Source organism: Pseudaeromonas sharmana (assembly GCF_042649925.1).
In the GTDB taxonomy this organism is placed as follows: domain Bacteria; phylum Pseudomonadota; class Gammaproteobacteria; order Enterobacterales; family Aeromonadaceae; genus Pseudaeromonas; species Pseudaeromonas sharmana.
This window is the reverse complement of the sequence record NZ_JBHSAF010000014.1, coordinates 526,409-552,166: the sequence shown is the minus strand read 5'-3', so window position 1 is coordinate 552,166 and position 25,758 is coordinate 526,409. Positions and strand designations below refer to the sequence as shown.

23 protein-coding genes are annotated in these 25,758 nt (G+C 58.8%); 11 read left to right on the top strand and 12 right to left on the bottom strand.

Annotated features, from left to right (window positions below; genetic code table 11):
• Positions 1-80 precede the first annotated feature (80 nt).
• The 8 genes from ACFOSS_RS12230 (at position 81) to ACFOSS_RS12195 (ending at position 10,788) form a co-directional block, all read left to right on the top strand.
• The gene (locus ACFOSS_RS12230; protein ID WP_377152886.1) at positions 81-956 is read left to right on the top strand and encodes an EamA family transporter; all 876 of its coding nucleotides are present in this window, start codon (positions 81-83) and stop codon (positions 954-956) included.
• Positions 957-1,050: 94 nt separating this feature from the next.
• Entirely contained in the window at positions 1,051-1,536 is a 486-nt protein-coding gene (locus ACFOSS_RS12225) for an Lrp/AsnC family transcriptional regulator (protein WP_377152883.1), read from the top strand.
• 260 nt (positions 1,537-1,796) lie between these two features.
• Positions 1,797-2,411, top strand: coding sequence for a YitT family protein (locus ACFOSS_RS12220; RefSeq protein ID WP_377152881.1), 615 nt, complete (start codon positions 1,797-1,799; stop codon positions 2,409-2,411).
• Positions 2,412-2,446: 35 nt separating this feature from the next.
• The gene (locus tag ACFOSS_RS12215; RefSeq protein WP_377152879.1) at positions 2,447-3,640 is read left to right on the top strand and encodes an amino acid aminotransferase; all 1,194 of its coding nucleotides are present in this window, start codon (positions 2,447-2,449) and stop codon (positions 3,638-3,640) included.
• Positions 3,641-3,785: 145 nt separating this feature from the next.
• Positions 3,786-3,980 (top strand): DUF7230 family protein, encoded by a 195-nt coding sequence (locus tag ACFOSS_RS12210; RefSeq protein WP_377152877.1) that lies wholly within the window; start codon positions 3,786-3,788, stop codon positions 3,978-3,980.
• A 224-nt stretch (positions 3,981-4,204) separates the two neighbouring features.
• Entirely contained in the window at positions 4,205-6,364 is a 2,160-nt protein-coding gene (gene ovoA, locus ACFOSS_RS12205; RefSeq protein WP_377152875.1) for a 5-histidylcysteine sulfoxide synthase, read from the top strand.
• 163 nt (positions 6,365-6,527) lie between these two features.
• Positions 6,528-8,711: a PAS domain S-box protein gene (locus tag ACFOSS_RS12200; protein WP_377152873.1), complete on the top strand. Its 2,184-nt coding sequence runs from the start codon at positions 6,528-6,530 to the stop codon at positions 8,709-8,711.
• A gap of 448 nt (positions 8,712-9,159) precedes the next feature.
• A complete protein-coding gene (locus tag ACFOSS_RS12195; RefSeq protein ID WP_377152871.1) occupies positions 9,160-10,788 on the top strand; it encodes a methyl-accepting chemotaxis protein in 1,629 nt (542 codons plus the stop codon).
• Between the two features lie 52 nt (positions 10,789-10,840).
• Here the strand turns inward: ACFOSS_RS12195 and metE are convergent, their stop codons facing one another.
• Positions 10,841-13,180 (bottom strand): 5-methyltetrahydropteroyltriglutamate--homocysteine S-methyltransferase, encoded by a 2,340-nt coding sequence (gene metE, locus ACFOSS_RS12190; protein WP_377152868.1) that lies wholly within the window; start codon positions 13,178-13,180, stop codon positions 10,841-10,843.
• 139 nt (positions 13,181-13,319) lie between these two features.
• Between metE and ACFOSS_RS12185 the strand changes: the two genes are divergently transcribed.
• Positions 13,320-14,222: a LysR family transcriptional regulator gene (locus ACFOSS_RS12185; protein WP_377152866.1), complete on the top strand. Its 903-nt coding sequence runs from the start codon at positions 13,320-13,322 to the stop codon at positions 14,220-14,222.
• Between the two features lie 68 nt (positions 14,223-14,290).
• Here ACFOSS_RS12185 and ACFOSS_RS12180 read toward each other — a convergent pair whose 3' ends face one another.
• Genes ACFOSS_RS12180 through ACFOSS_RS12155 form a run of 6 tightly spaced genes read right to left on the bottom strand, consistent with a single transcriptional unit; the run spans position 14,291 to position 19,543 of the window.
• Complete coding sequence (locus ACFOSS_RS12180) at positions 14,291-14,962, bottom strand: HAD family hydrolase (RefSeq protein ID WP_377152864.1); 672 nt, start codon at positions 14,960-14,962, stop codon at positions 14,291-14,293.
• Positions 14,962-15,957, bottom strand: a complete 996-nt coding sequence (locus ACFOSS_RS12175; protein WP_377152862.1) for an ABC transporter ATP-binding protein — start codon at positions 15,955-15,957, stop codon at positions 14,962-14,964. Before ACFOSS_RS12175 ends, ACFOSS_RS12180 begins: the two co-directional genes overlap by 1 nt.
• 9 nt (positions 15,958-15,966) lie before the next feature.
• Positions 15,967-16,746 carry an ABC transporter permease gene (locus tag ACFOSS_RS12170; protein ID WP_377152860.1) on the bottom strand — a complete coding sequence of 260 codons (780 nt, stop codon included), beginning with the start codon at positions 16,744-16,746 and terminating at the stop codon, positions 15,967-15,969.
• On the bottom strand, positions 16,743-17,672 hold the full coding sequence (locus tag ACFOSS_RS12165) for an ABC transporter permease (protein ID WP_377152858.1): 930 nt from the start codon (positions 17,670-17,672) through the stop codon (positions 16,743-16,745). The genes ACFOSS_RS12170 and ACFOSS_RS12165 overlap by 4 nt, the downstream gene beginning before the upstream one ends.
• A complete protein-coding gene (locus ACFOSS_RS12160) occupies positions 17,672-18,493 on the bottom strand; it encodes an alkaline phosphatase family protein (RefSeq protein ID WP_377152856.1) in 822 nt (273 codons plus the stop codon). The genes ACFOSS_RS12165 and ACFOSS_RS12160 overlap by 1 nt, the downstream gene beginning before the upstream one ends.
• Before the next feature lie 3 nt (positions 18,494-18,496).
• Complete coding sequence (locus ACFOSS_RS12155; protein WP_377152855.1) at positions 18,497-19,543, bottom strand: ABC transporter substrate-binding protein; 1,047 nt, start codon at positions 19,541-19,543, stop codon at positions 18,497-18,499.
• A 243-nt stretch (positions 19,544-19,786) separates the two neighbouring features.
• Here ACFOSS_RS12155 and ACFOSS_RS12150 point away from each other — a divergent pair, with 243 nt between their 5' ends.
• The gene (locus tag ACFOSS_RS12150; protein ID WP_377152853.1) at positions 19,787-20,497 is read left to right on the top strand and encodes a UTRA domain-containing protein; all 711 of its coding nucleotides are present in this window, start codon (positions 19,787-19,789) and stop codon (positions 20,495-20,497) included.
• Between the two features lie 201 nt (positions 20,498-20,698).
• On the opposite strand, the gene ACFOSS_RS12145 is transcribed toward ACFOSS_RS12150, so the two are convergent.
• Both ACFOSS_RS12145 and ACFOSS_RS12140 read right to left on the bottom strand, forming a co-directional pair.
• Complete coding sequence (locus ACFOSS_RS12145; RefSeq protein ID WP_377152850.1) at positions 20,699-21,028, bottom strand: branched-chain amino acid transporter permease; 330 nt, start codon at positions 21,026-21,028, stop codon at positions 20,699-20,701.
• Complete coding sequence (locus ACFOSS_RS12140; RefSeq protein ID WP_377152848.1) at positions 21,021-21,707, bottom strand: AzlC family ABC transporter permease; 687 nt, start codon at positions 21,705-21,707, stop codon at positions 21,021-21,023. Before ACFOSS_RS12140 ends, ACFOSS_RS12145 begins: the two co-directional genes overlap by 8 nt.
• A gap of 155 nt (positions 21,708-21,862) precedes the next feature.
• Between ACFOSS_RS12140 and ACFOSS_RS12135 the strand changes: the two genes are divergently transcribed.
• On the top strand, positions 21,863-24,127 hold the full coding sequence (locus tag ACFOSS_RS12135) for a PAS domain S-box protein (RefSeq protein ID WP_377152846.1): 2,265 nt from the start codon (positions 21,863-21,865) through the stop codon (positions 24,125-24,127).
• Here the strand turns inward: ACFOSS_RS12135 and ACFOSS_RS12130 are convergent.
• The 3 genes from ACFOSS_RS12130 to ACFOSS_RS12120 all read right to left on the bottom strand — a co-directional run bounded on the left by ACFOSS_RS12130 (position 24,120) and on the right by ACFOSS_RS12120 (position 25,737).
• A complete protein-coding gene (locus ACFOSS_RS12130; protein WP_377152844.1) occupies positions 24,120-24,920 on the bottom strand; it encodes an SDR family NAD(P)-dependent oxidoreductase in 801 nt (266 codons plus the stop codon). The genes ACFOSS_RS12135 and ACFOSS_RS12130 overlap by 8 nt on opposite strands.
• A gap of 74 nt (positions 24,921-24,994) precedes the next feature.
• On the bottom strand, positions 24,995-25,483 hold the full coding sequence (locus ACFOSS_RS12125; RefSeq protein ID WP_377152842.1) for a hypothetical protein: 489 nt from the start codon (positions 25,481-25,483) through the stop codon (positions 24,995-24,997).
• Positions 25,480-25,737 carry a hypothetical protein gene (locus ACFOSS_RS12120; RefSeq protein ID WP_377152840.1) on the bottom strand — a complete coding sequence of 86 codons (258 nt, stop codon included), beginning with the start codon at positions 25,735-25,737 and terminating at the stop codon, positions 25,480-25,482. The genes ACFOSS_RS12125 and ACFOSS_RS12120 overlap by 4 nt, the downstream gene beginning before the upstream one ends.
• Between the last annotated feature and the right edge of the window lie 21 nt (positions 25,738-25,758).

The following is a 25,758-nucleotide window of genomic DNA, read 5'->3' as shown; positions in this document are numbered from 1 at the left end:
TCGCAAGCTGGCGATAATAGAACGAATTTATCGCGAACAAACGATATATTTTATCGCTATCGTGTTATCTGGTCTGTGTTATGTCCCATTCTGTTATCGATTCCCGGTCATCTTTTTGGCAGGTGCTGGCACCGTTGGCGGCCGCTTTTGGTGCCATGTTGTCCATTACACTGGGGGCTTCACTGGCGAAGAGCCTGTTCCCCTCTGTTGGGCCCGCGGGCACCACAGTACTGAGATTGGGGATTGCCGCGCTCATGCTGTCGCTGGCATTCCGGATCTGGCGGTTACGACCTACGCTTCGGCAATGGCGGGCCATAGTGCCGTATGCCTTATCGCTCAGCTTGATGAATCTGCTGTTTTACATGGCGATTTCGCGGATCCCGCTGGGGAGTGCCCTGGCGATAGAGTTTGTCGGCCCGTTGACAGTGGCTCTGCTGGGCTCGCGGCGACGTATCGACTTTATCTGGATTGGACTGGCCGTGATCGGGTTGTTGCTGATCCTGCCATTAAGTGGCACGGCTCGGGTCATCGATCCTGTTGGCGCGGTTCTCGCGCTGGCCGCTGGCGTCTGCTGGGGGTTGTATATTGTCACTGGTCGGCGGGCCGGGCAGGCCATGGGGGCCAGCACTCCAGCGTTTGGTATGGCCATCGGTGCCCTGGTTGTCATGCCGTTTGGCTGGGCGCAAGCCGGGAGTGGCTTGCTGGATCCGAACATCCTTTGGCTGGCGGTTGCAGTCGCCGTGCTCTCGAGTGCTGTGCCTTATACGCTGGAAATGTATGCGCTGCGCCGTTTGCCACCCCATCGCTTTGGTATCTTGACCAGTGGCGAACCGGTGGTTGGGGCATTGGTCGGTTGGATTTGCCTCGCTGAGAGTCTGCCACCGAGCCAGTGGCTGGGGATAGCGGCCATCATCGCCGCGTCGGTCGGTACCACGCTTGCGGCCCGTCGGGGATGACCGTTTTCACCCCGATGCCGGCGTTCCGTCGGAGCTCAAGGCCTGCTAGGCTCTCTTCTTTGCTATTGACCATAGGCCGCGCCAGGAGCTGCCCATGACTACGCTTGATGATTTTGACTTGCAGATCCTCTCCTTGTTGCAAGGCAACGGCCGCCTGACTAATCAGGAGCTGGGCGCTTTGGTGGGGCTGTCTGCTTCCCAGTGTTCGCGTCGGCGGCTTGCCCTAGAACAGGCTCAGCATATCCTGGGTTATCACGCGCGCCTGGCTCCCGAGGCGCTTGGCATGACGATGCTGGGGTTGATTGAGGTGCGTTTGCTCAACCATACCCGCGAATGTGTCGAACGTTTCCTGCAGGTGCTGGTTGAGGTGGATGCGATCATCGATGCCTACCAGACCACGGGGGACGCCGATTATCTGCTAAAAGTGGCGGTTGCGGACTTAGCAGGGTTGAGTCGGTTGATCAGCGATATTCTGGCGCGGCATGGCAGTGTGGCACACCTCAAAACTGCAGTCGTACTCAACCGGCTCAAAGAGAATGGCAGTCCGATGCCAGCTATTCTGTCCCTCTGCGGGCGGTAGCTGGTTTATCGTGCGCGCTTCAGTCAATTGATGCGTGTTAATTGCAATAAAAGGCTAATGTTGCAAGCAATGTTTATATAAAATGCAATGACTGCTTAAATTGTGCATTCGATTTATGTGGTGACGCAGCCCGTCTATTTGCCCATCGAGGCCGTCGCTTGACCTGTACGGATCGCCATGTCTTAAGGTGGTTGCGGTGATGCGGGCTATGACTGGACCTGAACCGGCCGATGAATACCCTGTGACGGTGTGAACTGACTATGGATAACGTTATTACTCCGCAATCGCTCTCCCACAGCTGGCTTGAGGACACGCTCGCCCTGCTGTTTGGTACCTTGATGATCTCGTTCGGTGTGGTGTTGCTGCGTCAAGCTGGTGCGCTCACGGGGGGCACGGCGGGTCTGGCTTTTTTGTTGCACTACCTGGCTCACATCCCGTTTGGCGTGGCTTTTTTTGTACTGAATCTGCCGTTTTACTATCTGTCGGTACGCCGGATGGGACGAGCGTTTACGCTGAAGACCTTCTGTGCGGTGGCGTTGTTATCGCTGTTTTCCGATTTGCATGGCCACTTTATACACATCGACAGCCTGAACCCCGTTTATGCCACCTTGTTTGGCAATGTCATCATGGGGGTCGGCTTTATCGTGCTGTTCCGGCACAAGGCCAGCCTGGGTGGCCTGAATATTCTGGCGCTCTATCTGCAGGATAAGAGCGGTATTCGTGCCGGTAAATTCCAAATGGTGGTCGATGCCTGTATCGTAGTGGCGTCCCTGCTGGTGGTGAGCCTGCCGATGCTGCTGGCGTCGGTCCTGGGTGCCGTCATCCTGAACCTGATTATTGCCATGAATCACCGCCCGGGACGTTATGCGGTGTAATGGATGATACTGACGTAAAAACGGAGTGTAAGACTGTGTTTCAAAACGTAGACGCCTATGCAGGCGATCCGATTCTGTCACTGATGGAGACCTTCCGTCAGGATCCGCGAGCCGACAAGGTCAACCTGAGTATCGGCCTGTACTACAACGAAGAGGGCGTGATCCCGCAATTGGCTTCAGTGCGCCAGGCGATTGCCGATCTGCATACCCAGATGCAGCAGGCGAGCCTCTATCTGCCGATGGAAGGTCTGGCTGCGTACCGCACTGCGGTACAACGCTTGCTGTTTGGTGCCGACTCTGCGGCGCTGCAGGCCGGGCGTATCGCCACCATCCAGAGTCTGGGTGGTTCGGGCGCCTTGAAAGTGGGGGCAGATTTTCTCAAGCGCTATTTCCCCGAGTCTGAGGTCTGGGTTAGTGATCCAACGTGGGAAAACCACATCGCAATTTTTGCCGGTGCCGGTTTCAAGGTGCACAGCTACCCCTATTTCGATGCCGCCACAGGCGGCGTCAATCTCGACGCCATGCTCTCGACGCTGCAGCAGCTTCCGGCGCGCAGCATAGTGCTGCTGCACCCCTGCTGCCATAATCCGACCGGGGCTGATCTGAGCGACGCCCAGTGGGATCGGGTGATTGAGGTGCTCAAGGCGCGCGAGCTGATCGCCTTCCTCGATATCGCCTATCAGGGGTTTGGTGCCGGACTGGAGGCAGACACTTACCTGATCCGTGCCATCACCGCCGCCGGCTTGCCGGCGCTGGTCAGCAACTCGTTCTCCAAGATCTTCTCGCTGTACGGTGAGCGTGTCGGTGGTTTGTCGGTGCTGTGCGACAACGCCGAGGAAGCGGCGCGTGTGCTGGGACAACTGAAGGCGACAGTGCGGCGGAACTACTCCAGCCCGGCCAATTTCGGTGCGCAAGTGGTGGGCAAGGTGTTGAACGATGCCGCGCTCAACGCCCAGTGGCAGTCCGAAGTTGATGCCATGCGTAGCCGGATAGAGCAGATGCGCGCCGTGCTGGTGTCGGCACTTAAACAGGCGTTGCCGGAGCGTAATTTTGATTTTCTGCTGACCCAACGTGGCATGTTCAGCTATACCGGCTTCAGTGCGGCGCAGGTTGAACGTCTGCGCGAGGAATTTGGTGTTTATCTGATCGCCAGTGGACGGGTTTGCATGGCCGGCCTCAACCACAGCAATGTCGCGCGTGTTGCGGCGGCCTTCGCCGCGGTGCAATAAGCCCTGTCAGGCCTGTCGTTCAGACCGGCCTGTGTTTCTCCCCCTGCGGCTTCATTCACGCTTCTCTGCTGCTGTGGCATAATGTGTCTCGTCAGCACCTAGCGCGCTGACATCTCCCCTCCAGCAATTATTGAAGGAGGCCTCAATGGCCAAGAAGCAGGGTGTGCGCAATTTCGTGCACAAATACAGCATCGAACTCAACCGGGCAACGGTAGAGATCGACAAGAAAAAAGCGTTCAAACGCGGCTATTGCAAGCATAAAGGGGGCAAGCAGGCCCCCTTTGATTTTCTCAATTTGTGTGTCGTGCGCTCAGCGTTGACCGCGGCTTACGCATGGTAACTACCGGCACATTGCCTGGTATCCCTTCATTCGAACAGCGCTTGCTGCATGAGCGCATGTCGTGTAACGAACTCTTCCTTCCGGGCGCCATGCTCATCTTCCTCTGGTGATCCTCTCCGTAATCTGAGCCGTATCCGCCACTGAGTCGATCCCGAAGGTTGTTGGCCTGTAAAACTGCTGTTAACGTCTGCAGGATCATAATGTGTTTTTGCAAGGAGGCGATAATGAGCCCCGAGTTGCCTGTTCTGGCACCGCTGTCACCGACGCTTGATCTGAACGGTGACGATGTTGCTACCAAGCGTCGTGAAATTCGTGATTATTTTATTGAGACCTTTGAGCGCTACGAGTCGCTGTTTCGCTGTCTGGCCTGTCCCGAGGCCTGGTATCAAAAAGCGATACCGCTACGACATCCGCTGATCTTCTACTACGGCCATACCGCGGCGTTTTTCATCAACAAGTTACTCGCCGGACGCTTCATCACCAAACGTATCGATCCGCGGATCGAGTCCATGGTCGCCATCGGTGTCGACGAGATGAGCTGGGATGACCTGAATGACAGTCACTATGACTGGCCGAGTGTCGAGGCCCTGGCTGATTATCGCCAGCAGGTGCGCACCCGGTTGCTGGAGTTCATCGATACGATGCCGCTCTCGCTGCCGATTGATTGGCACAGCCCGGCGTGGGCTGTGCTGATGGGCATCGAACACGAACGCATCCATCTGGAAACTTCCTCAGTGCTGATCCGGCAGTTACCGCTGGCCCATGTGCAGCGACAGCCACAATGGCCGGTTTGTCCGCAACGGCGACAGCTCAGGGCCGAGGTTCCGACCAACAGCCTGATCAGCGTGCCGGGAGGCGAGCTGCGTCTGGGCAAGCCACAAGCAGACACCACCTATGGCTGGGACAACGAATATGGCCAACGCAAGGTGACGCTACCGCCGTTTCAGGCCAGCCGCATGCTGGTGAGTAATGCCGAGTATTACCAGTTTGTGCTGGCCGGCGGTTATCAGCAGGCGCAATGGTGGAGTGAGGAGGGCTGGCGTTGGTGTCAATTCGCCCAGGCGCGCATGCCGACCTTCTGGGTCGGAGATCCGCAGGTGGAGAACACGCTGCAACTGCGTACCCTGTGTCAGCAGATCACCATGCCGTGGGATTGGCCGGTAGAGGTGAACCAGCTTGAGGCGGCGGCATTCTGCAGCTGGAAAGCGGCGCAGACCGGCTTGAATATCACTTTGCCGACCGAGGCGGAGTGGTGTCAGCTGGCATCGCAACTGGCGGGGCCGGAAGGCGAGTGGCCCCAGCATGCTGCCAACCTGAATCTTGCGCACTGGGCCTCCTCCTGTCCGGTCGATCGCATGGCTCAGGGTGATTTTTACGATTTGGCGGGCAACGTCTGGCAGTGGACGCGTACCCCGATCGATGGTTACGACGGCTTTGCCATTCACCCCTTGTACGATGACTTCTCGACCCCGACCTTCGATGGCCGCCATGATCTGATCAAGGGGGGCTCTTGGGTTTCCTCGGGCAATCTGGCGATCCGCCATTCGCGCTATGCATTCCGCCGGCACTTTTTTCAGCACGCCGGCCTGCGTTATCTGGTCTCGGATTATCAGGAGAATGCCACCGTCAATCCGTATGTCGCGGATCTGCCGGTAGCGCAGGCGTTGGAGAGCCAGTACGGTGCTCCGGCAGCCGAGCTGGCGCTGCCTGAGGCGGCCACGATCAATCCGTGGGTCACATTGGCAGCCCTGGCTGCGCGCCATCAGCCCGCTGGTGGGCGCGCACTGGAGATGGGCTGTGGGGTGGGACGAGGCAGCTTTGAGCTGGCGCGCTATTTTGCGCATGTCGATGGCGTGGATTTTTCGGCGCGGTTTATTGATGTCGCCCTGATGCTGGCGCGCCAGGATCGCTTCCGCTATGCCTTGCCGCTGGAGGGCGCGTTGCCGGACTATCGTGAGACACAGCTGTCATGCCATGGTATCGGTGCTGAGCAGATAGCCCGCGTACACTTTAGTCAGGGTGATCCCTGTAACCTCAAGCCGGTGTACCAGGGCTACGATCTGGTGCTGGCGGTCAACCTGCTGGAGCAATTGCGCGAGCCGGCGCGCTTTGTGTCCGAGATAGTCCAGCGGCTCAACCGTGGTGGTGTCTTGCTGCTCAGCTCGGCATACCAGTGGCAGGAGGCGATCACACCGCCGGAAAACTGGCTCGGTGGGCGCCGCGAAAACGGTGAGGCGCTGGGTAGTTATCAGGCGCTGCAACGCTTACTGGCTCCCTATTGTGATGAGCTGGCTGCGCCGCAGGCGCTGTTGTTCTGGCGTCGTGATAACGCGCGTCATCTGCATGCGTTGCGCTCCGAAGTGACCTGTTGGCGGCGGCGTTAACGTCAGCGAGATTGAAAAACAGGCCCTGACGGGCCTGTTTTTTTTAGTGGTTTGCACTTTTGCAGTGGCAGCGGGAATGCCGTTCGGTGACAAAAGACACCCATCCTGAGCGTCAATACTATGCTGTAAAAGGTGAGCCTACTCTCCTTGGACTGGAGGGAGCATGAATGCACGTTCAGATCACAGGAAGGTCCTGTGTCAGCAGCTGGAGTCCTGGTTACGACGCCTTAAAGCGACGTCCGCTGAAGAGCCAGTTCCTGACGCCGAAGCCTGGCAGTCGCTGCTGCGCCAGTTTCAGCAACAGTTGCCGTTTGCCGGCGACAGCAGTTACCTGATTTTCTTTGAACAGGCCAAGACGCCTCAGTTGCTGATCGATCCGCATGATGGGCACATAGTGCAGGCCAATACGGCCGCAGCCCGTTTCTATGGTTACTCCAGCGAGCAGCTCTGCGCGATGCGCATCAGCCAGATCAACTGCTTGACGCCGGCCCAGATCCAGAGCGAGATGGCCAAAGCGCTGGCCGAGCAGCGCAGTTTCTTTCAATTTCCGCATCGACTGGCCAATGGTGACATTCGCCAGGTCGAGGTGTACAGCGGGCCTGTACAGCTGGATGGTCAGGATCTGCTCTATTCGATTATTTACGATCTGACCGAACGCCTGAATGCCGAAGCCAGGCTGCAGATCAAGCGCCAGCGCTTGCAGAATATTCTGCGTGGCACCCAGGCCGGAACCTGGGAGTGGAACCTGCCGGAGCGGCATATCGCCATCAACCAGCAGTGGGCACAGATGCTTGGCTATGACGCCGCACTGTTGCAACCGTTAACACCGGAGCGCTGGCAGGCGCTGGTTCATCCGGAGGATTGGCCGCGCATCAACGAGGTGTTGTCTGCTCATCTGGCCGCTCAAAGCAGCCACATCGAATGTGAGTTACGCATGCGGCACCGGCACGGGAACTGGGTCTGGGTGCTGTGCCGAGGCCAGGTGATGCGACAGGATAGCGACGGCAAGCCACTGCTCATCGCCGGTATTCACCTGGATATCACCGCACGCAAGCAAGTCGAGTTGGCGCTACGTGACAGCGAGGAGCGCTACCGCGCACTGCATGACAGTTTGCCGCTGGGCTGCGTGCTGCTCGATACGCAGCTATCGATCCTGGCGGTCAATCAGGAGGCGTGTCGTATTTTTACGCTGACCACCGACGAGCTGATTGGACAGGATCTGCTGCACGCCGGCTGGCAGCGACTGCGTGCAGATGGCCAGCCGCTATTGATGAGCGACCATCCAGTGCGCCGCTGTATTGACAGCGGTCAACCCGTCCGGGATGCCATCATGGGGGTGCGCCAGCCTGCCACGGCTGTAGTCTGGCTGCGAGTTAATTGTCAGCCGTTGCTGCATCCGGGGGCGGAACGGCCCCATGCGGTGATCGCCACCTTGCAAGACATCACCGCCGAACGTCAGCAGCAACAAGCACTGCAACTGGCGGCCAGCGTCTTCACTGCGGCGCGCGAGGCGATCTTGATCACCGATGTGCAAGGACAAATCGTTCAGGTCAATCAAGCCTTTAGCGAAATGACCGGCTATAGCTCGGCAGAGGTGGTCGGGGCGAATCCACGTTTACTCAAATCTGGGCATCAGGACAGCGCGTTTTATCAGGTGTTTTGGCAGGCGCTGCTGACGGTGGGCCACTGGAGTGGCGAATTGTGGAACCGGCGCAAGAATGGCGACATCTTTGCCGAGCAGGTCACGATCAGCGCTGTCTATGGGGAGGGGGGCGACATCTGCCATTTTGTCTGTCTCGGTACTGATATTTCGGAGCGCAAGCAATACCAGCGGCAGCTCGAACAGCAGGCCCACTATGACCTGTTGACCGGTTTGCCGAATCGTATGCTGCTGACCGACCGCCTGCCCGAGATGATGAGCCGAAGCGCGACCGGCAACGACACGCCACTGGTGGTGGCCTATATCGATCTGGATGGCTTCAAACAGGTTAATGATCTGCATGGCCATGCGGTCGGTGATCTGCTGTTGATGGCACTGGCACGGCGTATGCGCATGACGCTGCGGGAACAGGATTTGATCGCACGCTTGGGGGGCGATGAGTTTGTCGCCCTGATCCAGGGACCGGGCAATCAGGCGGAACTGTTACTGCTGGTGAAACGGCTGCTGCGGGTGATAGCCAAACCGGTGCAGATCCGTGAACTGCGGTTGCAGGTCAGTGCCAGCATCGGCATGGCGCTGTATTCGCCGCAACAGGACAGGGATGCCGCGACATTGCTGGCGCGGGCCGATGAGGCCATGTATCGCGTCAAGCAGCAAGGCAAGAATGGCTATTTGTTGCTGGAGTAACGACGCCGGCACTGACCTTGTGATCTTAGGTTTGGCGCTCGCCTGACCATCGCATTGCTTAAAAGAACTGCCGTGTTGTCGGCGGTTCTTTTTTATTCACCAAATTGGTTGGCCATGAATTAGCAGATGTGCCGCAATGGCGCATAAAGTGAATTATCTAGGCATGTTATTTTTTATTTAATTTAAATAAAAACACTATGGGTGGCGTAATTAAATAATCAAATCGCATGACGTTTTTAAAATAACAAAGATAGTTCGCTTTAGTGTAACTGCATAATTTTTATGGCATAAATCATGCTTTTTATGATGAGTTCTATGTGGTGGCTGGTATTTATATTTAATTGATAGTGAGCTCAATATTAATTGAGGTCGGTTGATGGCTGTTTTTTCCTGATGCCGATGCTGCTTGTTTTAATATCTCGCTCATCGTCAAAATGCAGGGGATTGCATGCAATTAACAACGCGTTTTAGATATTTATTGTGCTGTTTGCTGGCGGGCTTCATCGGTCTGGCACTGATGGTCGGCTGGTCATTTCGCACCATCGCCATCGATGGCGATCTCTATCAGGCGCTGATTGCGCGCAAGGATATGACGGCCGATGTGTTACCCCCTCCGCTCTATCTGATTGAGACCTATCTTGACACGCTGTTGCTAGCCCAACAGCCGGTGGCCGAGCGGCAAGTGATGGCTCAGGAGTTGGTGCGCTTACGCCACGAGTATGCAGACCGGTTGGCGTACTGGCAGCAGCAGCCTCTGTCGGGTGCCATGCATCAGGCCTTGTTTGGGCAGGCGGCACGCTCGGCAGAGCAGTTTTTCGGCCTGCTGCAGCAACAGTGGTTGCCGGCGTTGGCCAGTGGTGATCCTGCGCGTATCGAGACGGCTCGCCGTGCACTCAGAAGCGCCTATCAACAACACAGACAGGATATTGACGCCGTGGTGGTGCTGGCGAGCAGCGAGTACGAAACGGTGCGGGCCGAGGCCGCCCGACAGCGGACCGTTACGCTCTGGGGGCTGGGTGGCAGCTTCAGTCTGCTGTTTGGCTTGATTTTAGGGCTGAGCTACTGGATCCAGCGCAGCGTATTTCAGACCTTGGGTGGTGAGCCGGCGCTGGCCCGGGCCGCGGCCGAGCAGATGGCCACGGGCAATCTGGCCCATGCGCTGCCGAATCATGGGCGCTGGAGTAGCACGCTGTTTAGTGCGATGCAGCAGATGCAAGGCGGCCTCACCGAGCTGATCCACCACATCCAGCAGCAAAGCCGGCATATCGATCAGGCGGCGGACAAGCTGGTCTCTCAGGCCGGGGAACTCTATCTGCGGGTTGATAACCAGAATCAGGCATCAAGTACCATGTCCAGTGCCATCGAAGAGATGCTCAGCAGTATTCATGGCATCTACCGGCTGGCAGAAGAGGCCACGGCGTTGGCGGTACAAGCCAGCAGCGAAGCGGTAAACGGCAGTCAGCGTCTGGAGCGGGCGTGTGTGGCCACGCGCGGTGTCATGCAAGCGGTAGAGTCCAGTGCCGGGACCCTGCAGGTCTTGGCGGCGCACAGCGAGGAGATCTTGCAGATCACCGAGGTGATCAGTCTGCTCTCGTCGCAAACCAACCTGCTGGCGCTGAACGCAGCGATCGAAGCGGCGCGCGCCGGTGAAAAGGGGCGGGGCTTTGCGGTGGTGGCCGATGAAGTGCGTCTGTTGGCCAAACGCACCTCGGCGGCGACGGTGGAAATCGATAGCAAACTCACCAGCATGGTGGCGGTCAGTCAGGCCGCCGTGAGCAGTGTCCGCGAGGCGCAGGCCTTGGGCGTGACAGGGTATGAACAGACACAGCAGGCGCACCGTTCGTTGCAGATGCTGGAACAAGAGGCGCAGGCACTCCAGGCGCGGATAGAGGCGGTTTCCGACGCGCTGCGTGAGCAGCAAATTGTCAGTCAGGAGCTGGGACATCATCTGGCCCAACTGGTCGGCTGGGCGGAGGAGAATGCCGATACCGCCGAGGTAACCCGTCAGGAAGCCGAGTGGCTCAGCCGCAAGGCGGGTGAACTGCACAGCGCCACGGCGCGTTTCACCCTGGCGTGAGCCACCACAGAACGGGCCCGCAGGCCCGTTCATCGTCACTGTCATTGTCATTTCATGCTGCGGTGCTGGCGCGCAGCGTTCTGGCGGCCGCCACCATGTTGCGCAGCGCTGGCAGCACCTCGGCCCATTGCCGGGTTTTCAGGCCGCAGTCCGGGTTGACCCACAGCCGTTGTGGCGGGATCCGTTCGGCGGCCTTTTGCATTAACTGCACCATGTGGGCCTCGGTCGGGATGTTCGGTGAGTGAATGTCATACACACCGGGGCCGATCTCGTTGGGATAGTTGAAGTCATCGAACGCATCCAGCAACTCCATGTCCGAACGCGAGGTCTCGATGGTGATCACATCGGCATCCATCTGGGCGATCGCGGCGATGATGTCGTTGAACTCCGAATAGCACATGTGGGTGTGGATCTGGGTTTCGTCATCGACGCCATTGGCGCTGATACGGTAACAGTCGATGGCCCAGGCCAGATACTCGTCCCACTGGGCGCGACGCAGTGGCAAGCCTTCTCTGAGCGCCGCCTCGTCGATCTGGATGATGCTGACACCGGCACGTTCCAGATCCTGCACCTCCTGGCGAATGGCCAGCGCCAGTTGCTGGCAGGAGACGGCGCGGGGTTGATCGTCGCGCACGAACGACCAGTTCAGGATCGTGACCGGTCCGGTCAGCATGCCCTTCATCGGTTTGTTGGTCAGTGACTGGGCATAACGGGTCCACGAGACCGTCATCGGTTGCGGGCGCTGGATATCACCAAACAGGATCGGCGGTTTGACGCAGCGTGAGCCATAGGATTGCACCCAACCGAATTGACTGAACACGTAGCCGTCGAGCTGCTCGCCAAAGTACTCCACCATGTCATTACGTTCGGCTTCACCATGCACCAGCACATCCAGTCCCAGTGCTTCCTGCTCCCGTACCGAGCGGGCAATTTCGGCCTGCATCGCGGCCTGATAGCCGGCGGCATCCAGGCGTCCGGCGCGGTAGTCGTTGCGGGCGGCGCGGATCTGCGCCGTCTGCGGGAATGAGCCGATGGTGGTCGTCGGATAAAGCGGCAGATCCAGACGCAGTGCCTGCTTGGCGGCGCGCACCGCGTAAGGGCTCTGGCGTTGCCCCAGCGCCGGGCTCAAGGTGGCGAGCTCCGCCTGGACTGCCGGTTTGTGTACCCGTGTCGACTGGCGTCGGCTGGCCAGTGCGGCCGCGTTGGCGGTCAGCGCTTCGGCCACGCTGGCGCGGCCGTCATTCAAGGCGCGGGCCAGCAGCGTCAGCTCGTCGAGTTTTTGTCGGGCGAACGCCAGCCAGTTGCGGATCTCGCGATCCAGCTGCTGTTCGCTCTCCAGATCCACCGGCACATGCAGCAGCGAGCAGCTGGGAGCCAGCCAGAGGCGATCGCCCAGTTGTGCCGCCAGTGGTGTCAGCCACTCGAGCAGGGCACACAGATCGCTTTTCCAGATGTTACGGCCATTGATCACCCCGAGCGACAACACGCGATCGGCGGGCAATTGCGCCAGCAGTGGCGCGATCTCGTCACGGGCATTGACTGCATCCAGATGTACGCCGGCCACCGGCAAGCGGGCCAGCAGTGACAGATTATCTTGTAATGGCCCGAAGTAGGTGGTCAGCAGCAAGCGGACGCGGCTGTCGGCCAGTTGCTGGTAAGCCTGCTCAAATCCCTGCTGCCAGCGCCCATCCAGATCGGTCACCAGGATCGGCTCATCCATCTGCACCCAATCAATCCCCGCTGCGGCCAGCGCGGCGAGCAGTTCGGCATAGACGTTTACCAGCTGCGGCAGCAACGCCAGTTTGTCACTGCCATCCTTGGCCTTGCCGATGGCCAGATAGGTCAGCGGGCCTATGATCACCGGCTTGATCTGTGTGCTCAGGCGACCGCCATTGACCTGCCGCGCCTCGGCAATCTGCGTGAGCAGCCGGCTGGCATCGAGCTTAAACCGGCTGTCGGCGGTGAACTCCGGCACTATGTAGTGGTAGTTGGTATCGAACCATTTGGTCATCTCACCGGCGGCGACGCCGTGACAGCCTGCACAGTGCGCGCCGGCTTGTTCGCCGTGCTGCACCGCGTGATCGGTGTGCACGGAGCGGCCACGGGCGACGCGGAAATAGTTATCCAGCACATCGCCCTGATAGCCTTGCACCCGCTGCGGCAGGTGGCCGAGGGTAAAACTCATGTCGAGCACCTGATCGTAAAACGAGAAGTCACCCACCGGCAGCCAATCCAGATCGGCCTGCTGTTGCCAGTGGCGCTGCCGTAACGTGCTGCCGACCGCCTGTAGCTCATCGCGGCTGCACTCGCCGCGCCAGTAACGTTCGAGGGCAAATTTCAATTCACGCTGCGCACCGATGCGCGGAAAGCCGAGATTATGTGTGATAGCCATGCTGAACTCCTTGTCGAATGGCCGCCGTCGTTGCAGCCGGATACGTGGGGTGATGGCTCATGCTAGGCAACGGCATGCATGAAAAAAAATGATATGATTTCATCAATCGATGAATTTATCTCACATATTGGGAGGGCGGATGGCGATTCTGGAACGTAGTCACTTGAGCATTATGCGTGCGGTGGAGCAACAGGGGTCATTGACCGCGGCCGCTGAGGCACTGCACCTGACGCAGTCGGCGCTGAGCCATACCATGCGCAAACTCGAGGCCCAGCTGGGGGTGGCGATCTGGCATCGCGAAGGGCGCAGCCTGCGGCCAACCCAGGCCGGTGAGTACCTGCTGGCCGTGGCCAACCGCCTGGAGCCACAGTTGATCTATGCCGAAGAGAAACTGCAGCAGTTTGCCCGTGGTGAGCGCGGCACGCTGCGCATTGGCATGGAGTGCCACCCCTGTTACCAGTGGCTGCTGAAGATCGTCTCGCCTTACCTGGCGCAGTGGCCTGGCGTCGAGGTGGATGTGCGCCAGAAGTTCCAGTTTGGCGGCATCGGTGCGCTGTTCGGCTATGAAATCGACATGCTGGTAACCCCGGATCCGTTGCACAAACCGGGGCTGATCTTCGAACCGGTCTTTGACTATGAGCAGGTGCTGGTGGTCGGCGCCGATCATCCGCTGCGGCAGCAGGAGTATGCGTTGCCAGCCGATCTGCAGCGCGAGACGCTGATTACCTATCCGGTCCCCAGCGAGCGGCTGGATATCTTCACCCGCTTCCTGATCCCGGCCGGCATCCAGCCGCGCAGTCAAAAGGTGATCGAGACCACCGACATCATGCTGCAGATGGTCGCCAGTGGCCGCGGCGTGGCGGCCCTGCCGCGCTGGCTGGTGGATGAACAGGGGGCCAACTTTGCGGTTTACCCGGTCCAGCTCGGCCCGGAGGGGATCCCCAAGCAGATTTTCCTCGGCTACCGCGAGGCCGATGTCGATCTCGACTACCTGCGCGCCTTCATCACACTCGCGCAGCGCTATCGCCAGCAGCTGGCCTGAACCTGGTATCCGCATTCGGCGCGATTGAGCCGTCTGTCGCTGTCATGGCTGTGCCGTGGCCCATTGACTCAGGCGTTGCTGCGGGTCTGCCAGCGGAGCACCGGCCACTGCTGGCGGCGCGCCTCCAGCAACAGACTGGCCGCTGGATTGACCACCCGGGGCTCGCGGACATGCTTGAGCAGTGGCAGGTCGTTGATCGAGTCACTGTAGCCGTACTGCGCTATGGCGTCGTGGGCGTGTAGCCGTTGCCACTGCTGCAAGCGGGTTACCTTGCCGTCACGAAAGCTCAGTACACCCTGGGTGCGGCCGGTGTAGCGACCCTGCTGTTGTTCCAGTTCAATGGCCAGCACATGGCTTTGCGGGATCTGCAAGGCGTTGGCAATCGGACGGACTATGTGTTCGCCACTGGCTGAAATCAGCACGATCTCGTCGCCCTGCGCACGGTGCCATGCCAACTGGTCGAGCCCCTCCTGATACAAACGCGGGGCGGCGACCGCCTGTGCAAAGCGTTGGCAGTGATCATCGATCTGCGAGCAGGCTTTACCGGCCAACGGGCGCAGGGTGAAGTTCATATACTCTTCCATCGCCAGCTCGCCGCTGTAGTAACGCTGCATCATTGCTTCTTCTTCGGCCAACATGCTGGCGGGAGCCAGCTTGTGTGCCACCATGTACTCAAACCACAAACTAGCAGAATCGCCATCAATCAGGGTGTCATCCAGATCAAACAGAGCCAACGCCATCAGGCTACCTCACACAGTTCGGGTTCGGCAAAATGGAGTCCGACGCGGGTGCCGGCCGCTAGCAGGGTGGCCGCTTCGCGATTCAGGGCATCGACCTTGAGCATGACGCCGTCACAACGGACACGATAACGTATCACATTGCCCAGCAGTTGATGGTCGACGATCTCGCCAAGGTGTGATGTGTCGCCGACGTCGACGAGGGTGATCGACTCTGGACGGATCGCCAGCGTTTGCTGGCAGCTGCGGCGCAGCAGACGACTGGCCGCATCAGGCTCCAGCAGATTGAAATGGCCGATAAACTCGGCAGCAAAACGGTTGGCGGGGCGGGTGTATAAACTTTCAGCACTGCCATGTTGCACAATTCTACCATCATGCATCAACACGATTCGGTCGGAGAGGGTCAGTGCCTCTTCCTGATCGTGGGTGACAAAGACGGTGGTCACCCCCAACTGTCGTTGTATGGTCCGGATCTGTTCGCGCAGGTGGCGACGAATGCGGGCATCCAGCGCCGAGAGTGGTTCATCCAGCAGCAACAGCCGGGGGCGAACCACCAGGGCCCGCGCAAGCGCGACCCGTTGTTGCTGGCCGCCGGAGAGTTCACTCGGTAATGCGTTCGCCTTATCACTCAATTCGACCAGCGCCAGTATCTCTTCGACGGCGCGAGTCCGTTCCGGCAGCGCCATCTTCTGCATCTTCAGTCCAAAGCCGACGTTTTCCGCGACCGTCATATTGGGAAATAGGGCATAACTTTGAAACACCATGCCGATCTGCCGCTGTTGTGGCGGCAGATGGGTAATATCGCGTCCGTCCATCCGCAACAGGCCTTGATCCGGGCGGCTTAATCCGGCCATACATCGCAACAGTGTGGATTTGCCGCAGCCACTGGGGCCTAGCAGGGTTAAGAACTCGCCTTCGGCGATGGTCAGATCCAGCGTATCGAACACGGCTTTGCCGGCATAGTGTTTGGCCAACTGGTGGATTTGGAAGAATGACATAGGCACTCCCTAACGATTAAAGCGACGCGCCAACCAGGTCAGCAACAGGGTGATCAGGAAGTAGCTGATCACCACGGCACTGGTGTAGTGACCGCTGGTGGCGCGCATGTTGTAGAGGTAAATCTGCAGTGTTTCGAAGCGCGTACCGACCAGCAGGTTGGCAAACACGAATTCGCCCATCAAAAACGAGAACGACAAAAACAGCGAGGCGAACAGGCTCTTGCGCAATGCCGGCAGAATGACCAGTAAAAAGGCCCGTGGCGCCGAGGCGCCCAGCATCTGGGCCGCGGCCATCAGATTGACCAGATCCAGACTCTGCAGACGATTGGCCAGTGAACGGTAGAGAAAGGGCAACAGTATGGTGAAATAGCAACCGAGCAGAATCCACGGCGTGCCGATCAGCGGCAGGCGTTCGTCGGCGTAGAGGCTGAGCAGGCCGACACTGGTCACCACCGGCGGCATCGCAAAGGGCAGCAGGATCAGCAATCCCATCAGGCGATCCAGACGCGGTGCATAGTAGAAGACCACAAAGCTGGCCGGGACGACCAACAACACCCCCAACAGTAAACTACCACCACAGACCAGTAGCGAGCGCAGCAACGCTGCCAGAAAGCGGGGCTCGGCCCAGAGCTGCAGATACCAGCCGAGACTCAAACCATCGGGCAAGATGGTCGCGCCCCAACGGCTGGAGAACGAATAGAGGGCGGTTGCCAGTATCGGTAGCAGCATCAGGGCCATCAGGCCATAGAGCACGACTTTGGGTAACAGTTCGCTATGACGAGAGATCATGGTGTGGCTCCTTGACGACTGGCGCCGCCATTGACGCGTTTGAGCAGCAGATGATTGGCCCAGGCGATCAGTGCCAATAACAACATCAGCAGTACTGAGAGTGCCGCAGCCAGCTCAGGTTCGAGGAACAGATCCCCGGCCACCAGGCTGGCAATGCGGATCGTCAGCAGGTTGTAATTGCCGGATGTCAATGCGTAGGCGGTTGCATAGGCACCCATGGCGTTGGCAAACAGCAGGATGAAGGTGCCGAGGAGGGCCGGAGCCAGCACCGGTAATGCGATATGCCACCAGTAGCGGGCACGGGAGGCTCCCAGCAGTGCGGAGGCGGCCTGCCAGTCATCATTCAGGTTGTCAAACGCCGGGTAGAGCAGTAGCAACGCCAGCGGGATCTGAAAATAGGTGTAGATCAGCAGCAGGCCGTGCATCGAGTAGAGGTTGAACCCTTCAATACCCAGATATTGGCGTAACCAAAGCGTCACCGCGCCGTTGGTACCCAGAATGACGATAAAGGCAAATGCCAGAGGCACCCCGGCCATGTTGCTGGTCATGTTGGTGAGTGCGATCACCCCATCCTTTAGTCGTCCCCCCACGCGGCGCAATGCCGCCGCGGCGATGCCGGCGACCATTAATCCGGCCAGGCTGGAGCCGAAAGCCAGGTAGAGACTGTTGCCGAAGGCCTGACGGTAGAAAGGCGAGCCCAGCAATTGTGTAAAACGTTGCAAGGTATAGACGCCATCGACCGTCACGGCACTGTGCACAATCCATAGCAACGGGGCCAGCGTGAAGATGACTAACACCAATAACAGAGGTAACAACCACAGCAGCGGCATCTGGCGACGCCACCACCAGGATGCCGGCCAGCAAAAGCCGGTACGGGTGCAGAGCCGCTGTCTGGTCAGTGTCGGTATCAAGACGGGTTCACTCATCAGGGACGCTCCTTATGGGCCAGCAGGGCTGGACAGGATGGCAATGCGTGCGTCACTCCCAGCAAGCTGGCAATGGTGCCGGCCAGTTCATGCTGTCCGGGTTGAATGTCCGGTCGGTGGCTGAAGGCGTCACCGTAAACAAAGAGTGGCACGTCGCGCTCGCATGGCAGGCTGCCGCCGTGGCTGCGATCGTTATTCATGCCATGATCGCTGGTGATGATCAGTTGGTAACCCTCAGCGCGCCAGTCTGACAGGTATTCAGCAAGCAGGGTGTCGAAGCGTCGCGCCGCATTGCGGTACTGTGGACTGTCGAGGCCATGCTGGTGACCGGCGTCATCCACATTCATCGGATGGATAAACAGCAGGTCCGGCGCATAACGGCGCAGCAAGTCGTCGGCATCCAGCAGCAGGTGATCATCCGGATAGTGGTCCTGATGATAGAAACGGCCATGCTGGATCGGCAGTTCCGGTGCCTCGGTCACGCGGTCGCGTCGTGGCTGATAGGGGCTGCGATTATAGAGTTCACTGATCCAGTGATACGCTGCCGCAGCGGTAGTGAGGTGGTGATCTCTTGCCAGATGAAACAGGCTGGGGCCATTGGACAGTCGCTGGACCCCGTTGTGCACTATGCCGCTGTGCACCGGGCGACGCCCGGTCAGCAGCGTCTCGTACAGCGGACGGGACAGCGATGGTAGCGCGGATTCGATGCGATAGAGGCTGGCATCGCCTGCCTCGCACAACGCCAGCAGATAGCCCATGCTGTCACGGGCTACCTGCCAGGCGAGGCCATCGATCACAAGATATATGACCTTGTTTGCCATGGATTACTTCTGATACATCATGACGTTCTCCTGCCACAGACGTGGCAGCTCCTTGGAGGCACTGCTCCAGGCATCGAAATCCTTAACCGGCTTGGCACTGGCGTATTGCGCCGCCGGGATCAGCTTGGCTTCGACCTCGGCAGGCAGCGCCACACTGCTGCGGATGGGACGGGCATAGCCTTTGGCCAGATTGATTTGCCCAGCATCGCTGAGAATGTACTCCCGTGCCAGCTTGGCGGCGTTCGGGTGCTTGGCGTACTTATTGATCAGCGTCGAGTAACCGGAGATCACAGAGCCATCAGCCGGTATGACCACGGTGAAGCGTTTGGCATCAATCTGGTCTCGGTAGTTCAGGGCATTGAAATCCCACAAAATGGCCACTTCAACTTCGCCCTTCTCGATATAGGCCAGGGTCGGATCGGTCAATGACAGGCGCCCTTGCTTGGCCAGGTCGGCGAAGAGATCGAAGGCGGGCTGCAGGTTCTTCTCATCGCCACCGCCGGCGATGGCGGCAGCCAGAACGCCGTTGTTCGCCTGGGAGGCGACACCGACGTTGCCGACCGTCACTTTATAGGTGCCTTGGCGCAGATCGGCCCAGCTCTTGGGAGTCTGCTTGACCAGATCGTTGTTGATCATGAAAGCGATGGTGCCGGTATAGGCCAGCATCCAGTGACCGTCAGCATCTTTGGCCCAGGCCGGGATCTCTTCCCAGTGTGTGGGCTTGAACGGTTGCGTCACGCCCTTTTGCACCGCGATGGGGCCAAATGCATGCCCAACATCACCAATATCGGCCGTGGCATTGGCTTTTTCCGCGGCAAATTTGGCGATCTCTTCCGCCGAACTCATGTCGGTATCCATGTGTTTGAGGCCATACAGGCGGCCAAGATCGGCCCAGGTATCCTTCCAATTTGCCCAGCTATCGGGCATGCCAACACTGTTGACTTCGCCTTCAGCCTTGGCGGCAGCGACAAGCGACGCATCAGGGGCGGCGACGGCGGGGATGGACACAGACAGGGCAACGCTGAGCAGACACGGGGTCAATCGTTTCATGGTTTCCTTTCCTTTGGACTAGGTCAGACAGATAGGCCTTAGCAACAGCCATGCCTGATTATCAAATCGCCAGCGTGACAGTGCCGTGACAGCAAAATGAAGCTTTCTTGACCAAGGCGTGGTCAGAGCAGACCTTTGTCGCGGGCTGTGCTATTGATGGCACATCACTTGTGTCCGTAGAAAAGGAAGTCGTATCGCATGGCGCAAAATTGGACTAGTCCAGTTGAGGGGCCGTTGACGCAGATGGCGCTGATCAGAAACACCCTCCAACAACAGATCCGCGAGGGCTTGTTGCAGCCAGGTATGCGTTTGCCTTCGGAACGCGAATTGAGCGAACGCTTTGCCACGACCCGTATCACGCTCAAAGAGGCACTGGCGGCACTGGAGGCCGAGGGAGAGATCTATCGAGAGGAACGCCGGGGCTGGTTTGTCTCTACACCACGGCTGATCTATGACCCACGCTACAAGAGTCACTTTCATGCCCTGGTCGAAACCCAGCAACGTAAGGTGGAAACCCGGGTCCTGAACGCCGGCCCTGTGGTGGCGACACCTGCGTTGTGTCGGCAGATGTCATTGCCGGCGTTGAGTGGTTTGTTACAGATCAATCGTCTGCGCCAACTCGACGGGCGCCATGTCCTGTATGTCGAACATTTTTTGCTGCCGTCGCGCTTTCCTGATCTGTTGCGTCATGATCTCGGACAATCCCTGACCCGATTGTATGCCGAACAGTATGGCATCCGTTATGGCCGTGCCCATTTTGATATTGTTTCCACCGCGGCACGGGGGGCGGTGGCCCGTGCCCTGTGCCTGGCCGATGGGGCCCCTGTGCTGTTAATCACACGTATTAACTATGATGAGCAGGGCGCGCTGATTGATTGCGACCGCGAATACTGGCGACACGATGCCGTGGTGATCCGTATCGATAGCCAGCCCCCGGCAGAGCTCGCCGAATAAGCGAGCCATTATGCGCGAATGACCGGTACTGCAAACCATCAGGTGTGCGTTTGGGGACTCCTAAGCTGAGGATGCCGCAACGACGTCTGCTTTAATCCCGCCTGACGCCTGGTCGTCGATCAGCCCCGCTGAGCGGGAAAGACGCAGGGACATGACGCACTCGCGTGGTTATCGATGTTGTTGCTGAACAAGAGCGGTGCCTTAGCGTCCGATGCCGAGATTGACCAGCAGCATATAGCAGGCCGTGCCGGCCAGTATGCTTAACAGTGGCTGGCGTCGCCACAGTTGCAACCCGGCAACGACGGTGACCCCCAGCAGCGACGGTAGTGCTTGCTGCCATTGTTGCCACTGCTGGATGCCCATCGCATACAGGGTTAGCAACACCATCATGGCGACAGGTAGGCGCTGTGCCAATCGCTGAAAGCGTGGCTGATGCAACAGCCAGTGACGGGCCAGAAAGGGCAGCGCCCGTAGCAGCAGTGTTGCGGCTGCCATGATGAGGATGGCGAGCAGATAATCGAAATCACGCATCAGCGCCTCCTGATGGCGGCATGGGGCGTCCTGGCCAAGCCAGCAGAATCATGACCAGCGCCAGCGAAGCGGCCAATAAAAAGTACTGCGGAAGTCCGAAGGCAAACGCCATGGCACAGCCGAGCCCCAGCGCCAGGGCCGCATAATCGCGGCGTGCCCGCACCTGCTCGACTGCCAGCACAGTGAACAGGGCGGTGAGCGCAAAATCGAGCCCGTTAAGCCCAGCTGGGAGGCCGCTGGCCAGCAGTAATCCGGCGAGCGTCCCCAGGATCCAGTAACTGTGATTGAGCGCCACCACCAGAAGCGCCTGGCGATGGCCGTGGACTTGGCCAGAGGCAGTCAACAAGGAGTAAGTTTCGTCGGTGATACCAAAAATGAAATAGAGCCGTGCAGAGACCTGTGCCGGTAAAAGATGATAAAGCGACAGCCCATAAAAGATATGGCGAAAGTTGACTAATAGCGTAGCGACCAGGATCTCCAGCCATCCGGTATGCAGGCTCAGCATGCCAACGGCCAGGTATTGCAGGGCGCCAGCATACACCAGCAGGCTCATCACGGGGGCCCAGTACCACTCCAGGCCTGCATTCATCCACAGCACACCGAACACGGCACCCAGTGGCAGGTAGCCCATCATGACTGGCAGGGTCAAAGAGCAGTAACTTCGTAACGGCAGTGACATCTTGTCAAATTAGCATCAACATCCATCAAGGGGCTGACACTATGTGATAACCCCCGTCAAATCAAGCCTTGCTGTTTGACCCCAACCGGTGGCTATGTCCACAATTTGACCCTTGTTTGTGTATGGATACACGGTGTTATCACAGGAGTAACAGGATGTTGGAACCCGCAAATCCTCCAGATGAGATCGAGCGGCTCTCTGTGCTGAAGGGTATCAAGCTGCTTGATACGCCACCGGCCGAGCAGTTGGATCGCATTACCCGGCTGACGGCCCAGGCCTTGCAGGTGCCGATTGTGCTGGTCTCGTTGCTGGATAGCGATCGGCAGTGGTTCAAGTCGCGCTTCGGCCTCGAGACGCAACAGACAGCACGCAATATCTCATTTTGTGGGCATGCCATTTTGCAGCGCGAGATTTTTGAGGTCGCCGACGCGCGACGGGATCCGCGTTTTGCCGACAATCCACTGGTAACCGGTGACCCTGGCATCGTGTTTTATGCCGGCCATGTGTTGTGCTCACTCGAAGGCCTCGCGTTGGGGGTCTTGTGCGTAATAGACCATCAACCGAGAAGTCTGAATAGCGATGAGCGTAGCCAACTGCACGATTATGCCCGCCTGGTGGAGGAGTTTCTGCATGATCTGCAGCGTCAGCAGCAGATGCAGCTGATGACCATGGATCTGCAACTGAGCGATGCGCTCTTCGAGCAGACGTTTCGTCACGCCGCCGTCGGAATGGCGCATGTGGCACTGGATGGCCGCTGGTTGCGTGTGAATCAGGCCTTGTGTCGCATGACCGGCTATAGCGAGGCGCAACTGCTGACGCGTAATTTTCAATCCGTCACCCACGCCGATGACCTGGAAAAGGATCAGATGCTGATCGGCGCCTTGCTGTCCGGCGAGCTCAATACCTACTCGCTGGAGAAACGCTATCTTGCTGCCGACGGGAGGCCGTTCTGGATCAGCCTTTCGGTTACCTTGCTGCGCAATGCCGACGGTTCACCGCGCCATTTTATCTCGGTGGTGGTTGATATCGATGAACGCAAGCAGGCGGAGCTCGCACTGCGCCAACTGCAACAACAGCTTGAGATGCGGGTCGAGGAGCGGACCCGGGAATTGGCGGTAGCCGTCGAGCAGCTCAACCGCGAGATTGATCAGCGCATTGCCGCACAATCAAGGGTTAATGCCGAGAAAGAGCGTTTCCAAAGCACGCTGGAAAACAGTCTCGATGCCTTTATCGAGCTGGATGAGATGGGTCGTATCACCGGCTGGAATCGCGCAGCCGGCAAGCTGTTTGGCTGGTCGGCCAAGGACTGTATTGGCCAGCCGTTACGGGTGTTGCTCTCGCCGGCGGCGGTGAGTGAGGGGGAGGATGTCCGTGACGTCCTGCTCGACGCAGCCCTGCTCCATCAGACGCGGCGGACCGAGGCTTGGGCTCGACATCAGGATGGGCGCCTGTTTCCGGTGGAGGTGACGGTGGCCGATCATCGTTTGGACGGGAGTCGCTACTGCATCGCGTTTTTGCACGACATCAGTGTGCGTCAGCAAAACGAGGCCAGGATCCGTGACAGCGAAGCTCGTCTCCGGGCGATCACCAATAATATGCCTGCCTTGATTAGTCAGCTTGATCGGGACGAGCGTCACCTGTTTGCCAATCGGGCCTACCGTGATTGGCTGGGATTTGATGAGCTGCGCCCGCAGGATTTGAGCCTGCAAGCCGTGCTGGGCGCCGAAAACTATGCCGTTGCGGTACCCTTGATCGGCAGGGTGTTGCAGGGCGAGCGGGTAGAGTGGGATGCCAGGCTGCAGACCCGACAGGGCGAGGTGGATGTACATGTCATGCTGCTACCTGCACAGGATGCTGATGGCTTCTATCTGCTGGCGATGGACATCAGCGAGCTCAAACGCTTGCAGCAACGTCTCGAATACGATGTCACCCACGATGCGCTGACCGGTTTGCCGAACCGGCGTGCCTTCCTGACGGCCCTGGAGCAGGCAACCTTGCGGGCAGCGCAGGGACGGCGCGGAATGGCGTTGTTGTTCCTCGACCTGAACGGTTTCAAGCAGATCAACGATCAGCATGGTCATGAGCTGGGAGACAAGGTGTTGCAGCGCTTTGCCAACGAGATCAGCCGGGTCGTCAGGCCGACCGATACCGTGGCGCGTCTGGCGGGCGATGAATTCACCATCATTCTCGACGAATTGCAGATGCCTATCGAGGATGCTGAGGAGTGCTGTCTGCGCTTACAAGAGGCGTTAACGCAGGTTCATCAGATTGATGGGACACCCCTGTCGCTGTCAGCCAGCATAGGTGTGGCGCTATGCCTGGCCGGCGAGACAATTTCGGCGGCGGCCTTGCTGGCAAGGGCGGATGTGGCCATGTATCGGGCGAAAAGCAGTGATTGTGGTGGCTATGCGATCAACTGACACCGGAATCGGTATTGACTTGCAGCAAGCGCTTGGCAACCCAGGCCAGCACGCCTCGCGGCAACAGCTGGCTGCAGCAGGTCAGTATGCGGTTATACCAGCCCGGGACTATGATAGCGCGCGATTGTCGCAAGCCATGCAGACCGGCCGCCACGACGTTGGCCGCCGGGAGCATGAAATGGTTCCAAAACGGTGTGATCGGTTGTCGGGCAATGTCAAAAAAGGCTGTCCGGGTCATGCCTGGTGCCAGCACGCTGACGTGAATGCCGCAATCTTTTAGCTCCTCGCGCAGCGCCACTCCCCATTGCAGAACAAACGCCTTGCTGGCGCCATAGGCGGCATAGCCGGGCAGGGGAAGAAAGGCAGCGATGGACGAGATCAACAAGATAGACCCGCTGCCGCGAGCTTGCATGCGTTGTGCAACCAGTTGGGTCAAACCGGTCAGGGTGTGCATATTCAGCTGTAACATGGCCTGGATCCGCTCATGGTCTTGTGCGATGAAGGGGCCAAAACAGCCGACGCCGGCATTGTTGATCAGCAGGTCCGGCACCAGTGCCAGCAAATCCAGCTCGCCGACCAAGCGGATGTCGGCGCCGGGCTGACTCAAGTCCTGGGCAAAGGTGTGGCAGCGGATCCCATGCCGTCGCTCCAGCTGACGGGCCAGCTGTTGCATCACCGCTTCGCGTCGGGCGACCAGTAGCAGGTTGTAGCCTTGTGCTGCCAGCTGATGGGCGAATTCTACGCCCAACCCGCTGGAGGCACCGGTGATCAGCGCCCAGGCTTGGGTGTGCATATCGTGACTCCTGAGGGGGGTGTGCAAATTAACAGGGATTGATGGGGTTGCAGCTTCATCATGGCCGGTTGCAGTCACCTGTGTCCAGGCCGATACAGTTTCCGCAAGAGCATGATTGTCAGGTATGCGGTCGCGGCCAGCAATAGCAGCGGGAAGATGATAAAGGCGCCGGTATAACGCAAGCTGATGGGCTGAACCGTGCCGGACTGGATCTGATAGCGGGCCCAAAATACATAATGGCTGGTGTAGTAGGTCAGATCGAAGAGGCCGTCGGGTGTCTGCAGCAGCCGGACAGCGCTCCCATCTTCGAGCGGCCAACTGAGTTCGCGACCCTCGGTCAGCAGTAACGGCGCGTAGCGGGTGGGCGACTGTTGGTATTCGCGCCAGAGCACGACGCTAACCGAACCCTGGTCACGAATGGCAATCGGAAAGTTTGGCGCAATGGCTGTCTGTCCACTGAGGTAGTGTTGATAGGTCAAAAGCCAGGGTGCCAGCACCACGCACAGGGTGACAACTGCGCCCAGTTGCAGTAGCTGACGGATTAGGCTGCGATAGCGGCTCATCGGCGAGTCTTCTGGTTACGCGGGGGAGCAAGTCGGTTCAGGCGCCATAACCAGAGCAGAAAAAATGGCAAGCCGATCATCCAGAGTGCGAACAGGCCATCCAGCCAATAGTAATCGCTCCAGCCTGGACGATAGCACTCACCGTTCGCCGGGCAACCAAGTGCCTGGCGCCAATATACGGCGGCCAGCTTACTCAGAGCGCCTGCCAGCAGGTAGCAGGCCAGCCCAATCCAGCCGCGTGTTTTGAGGGTCATGCTGTCTCTCCGATCACATCG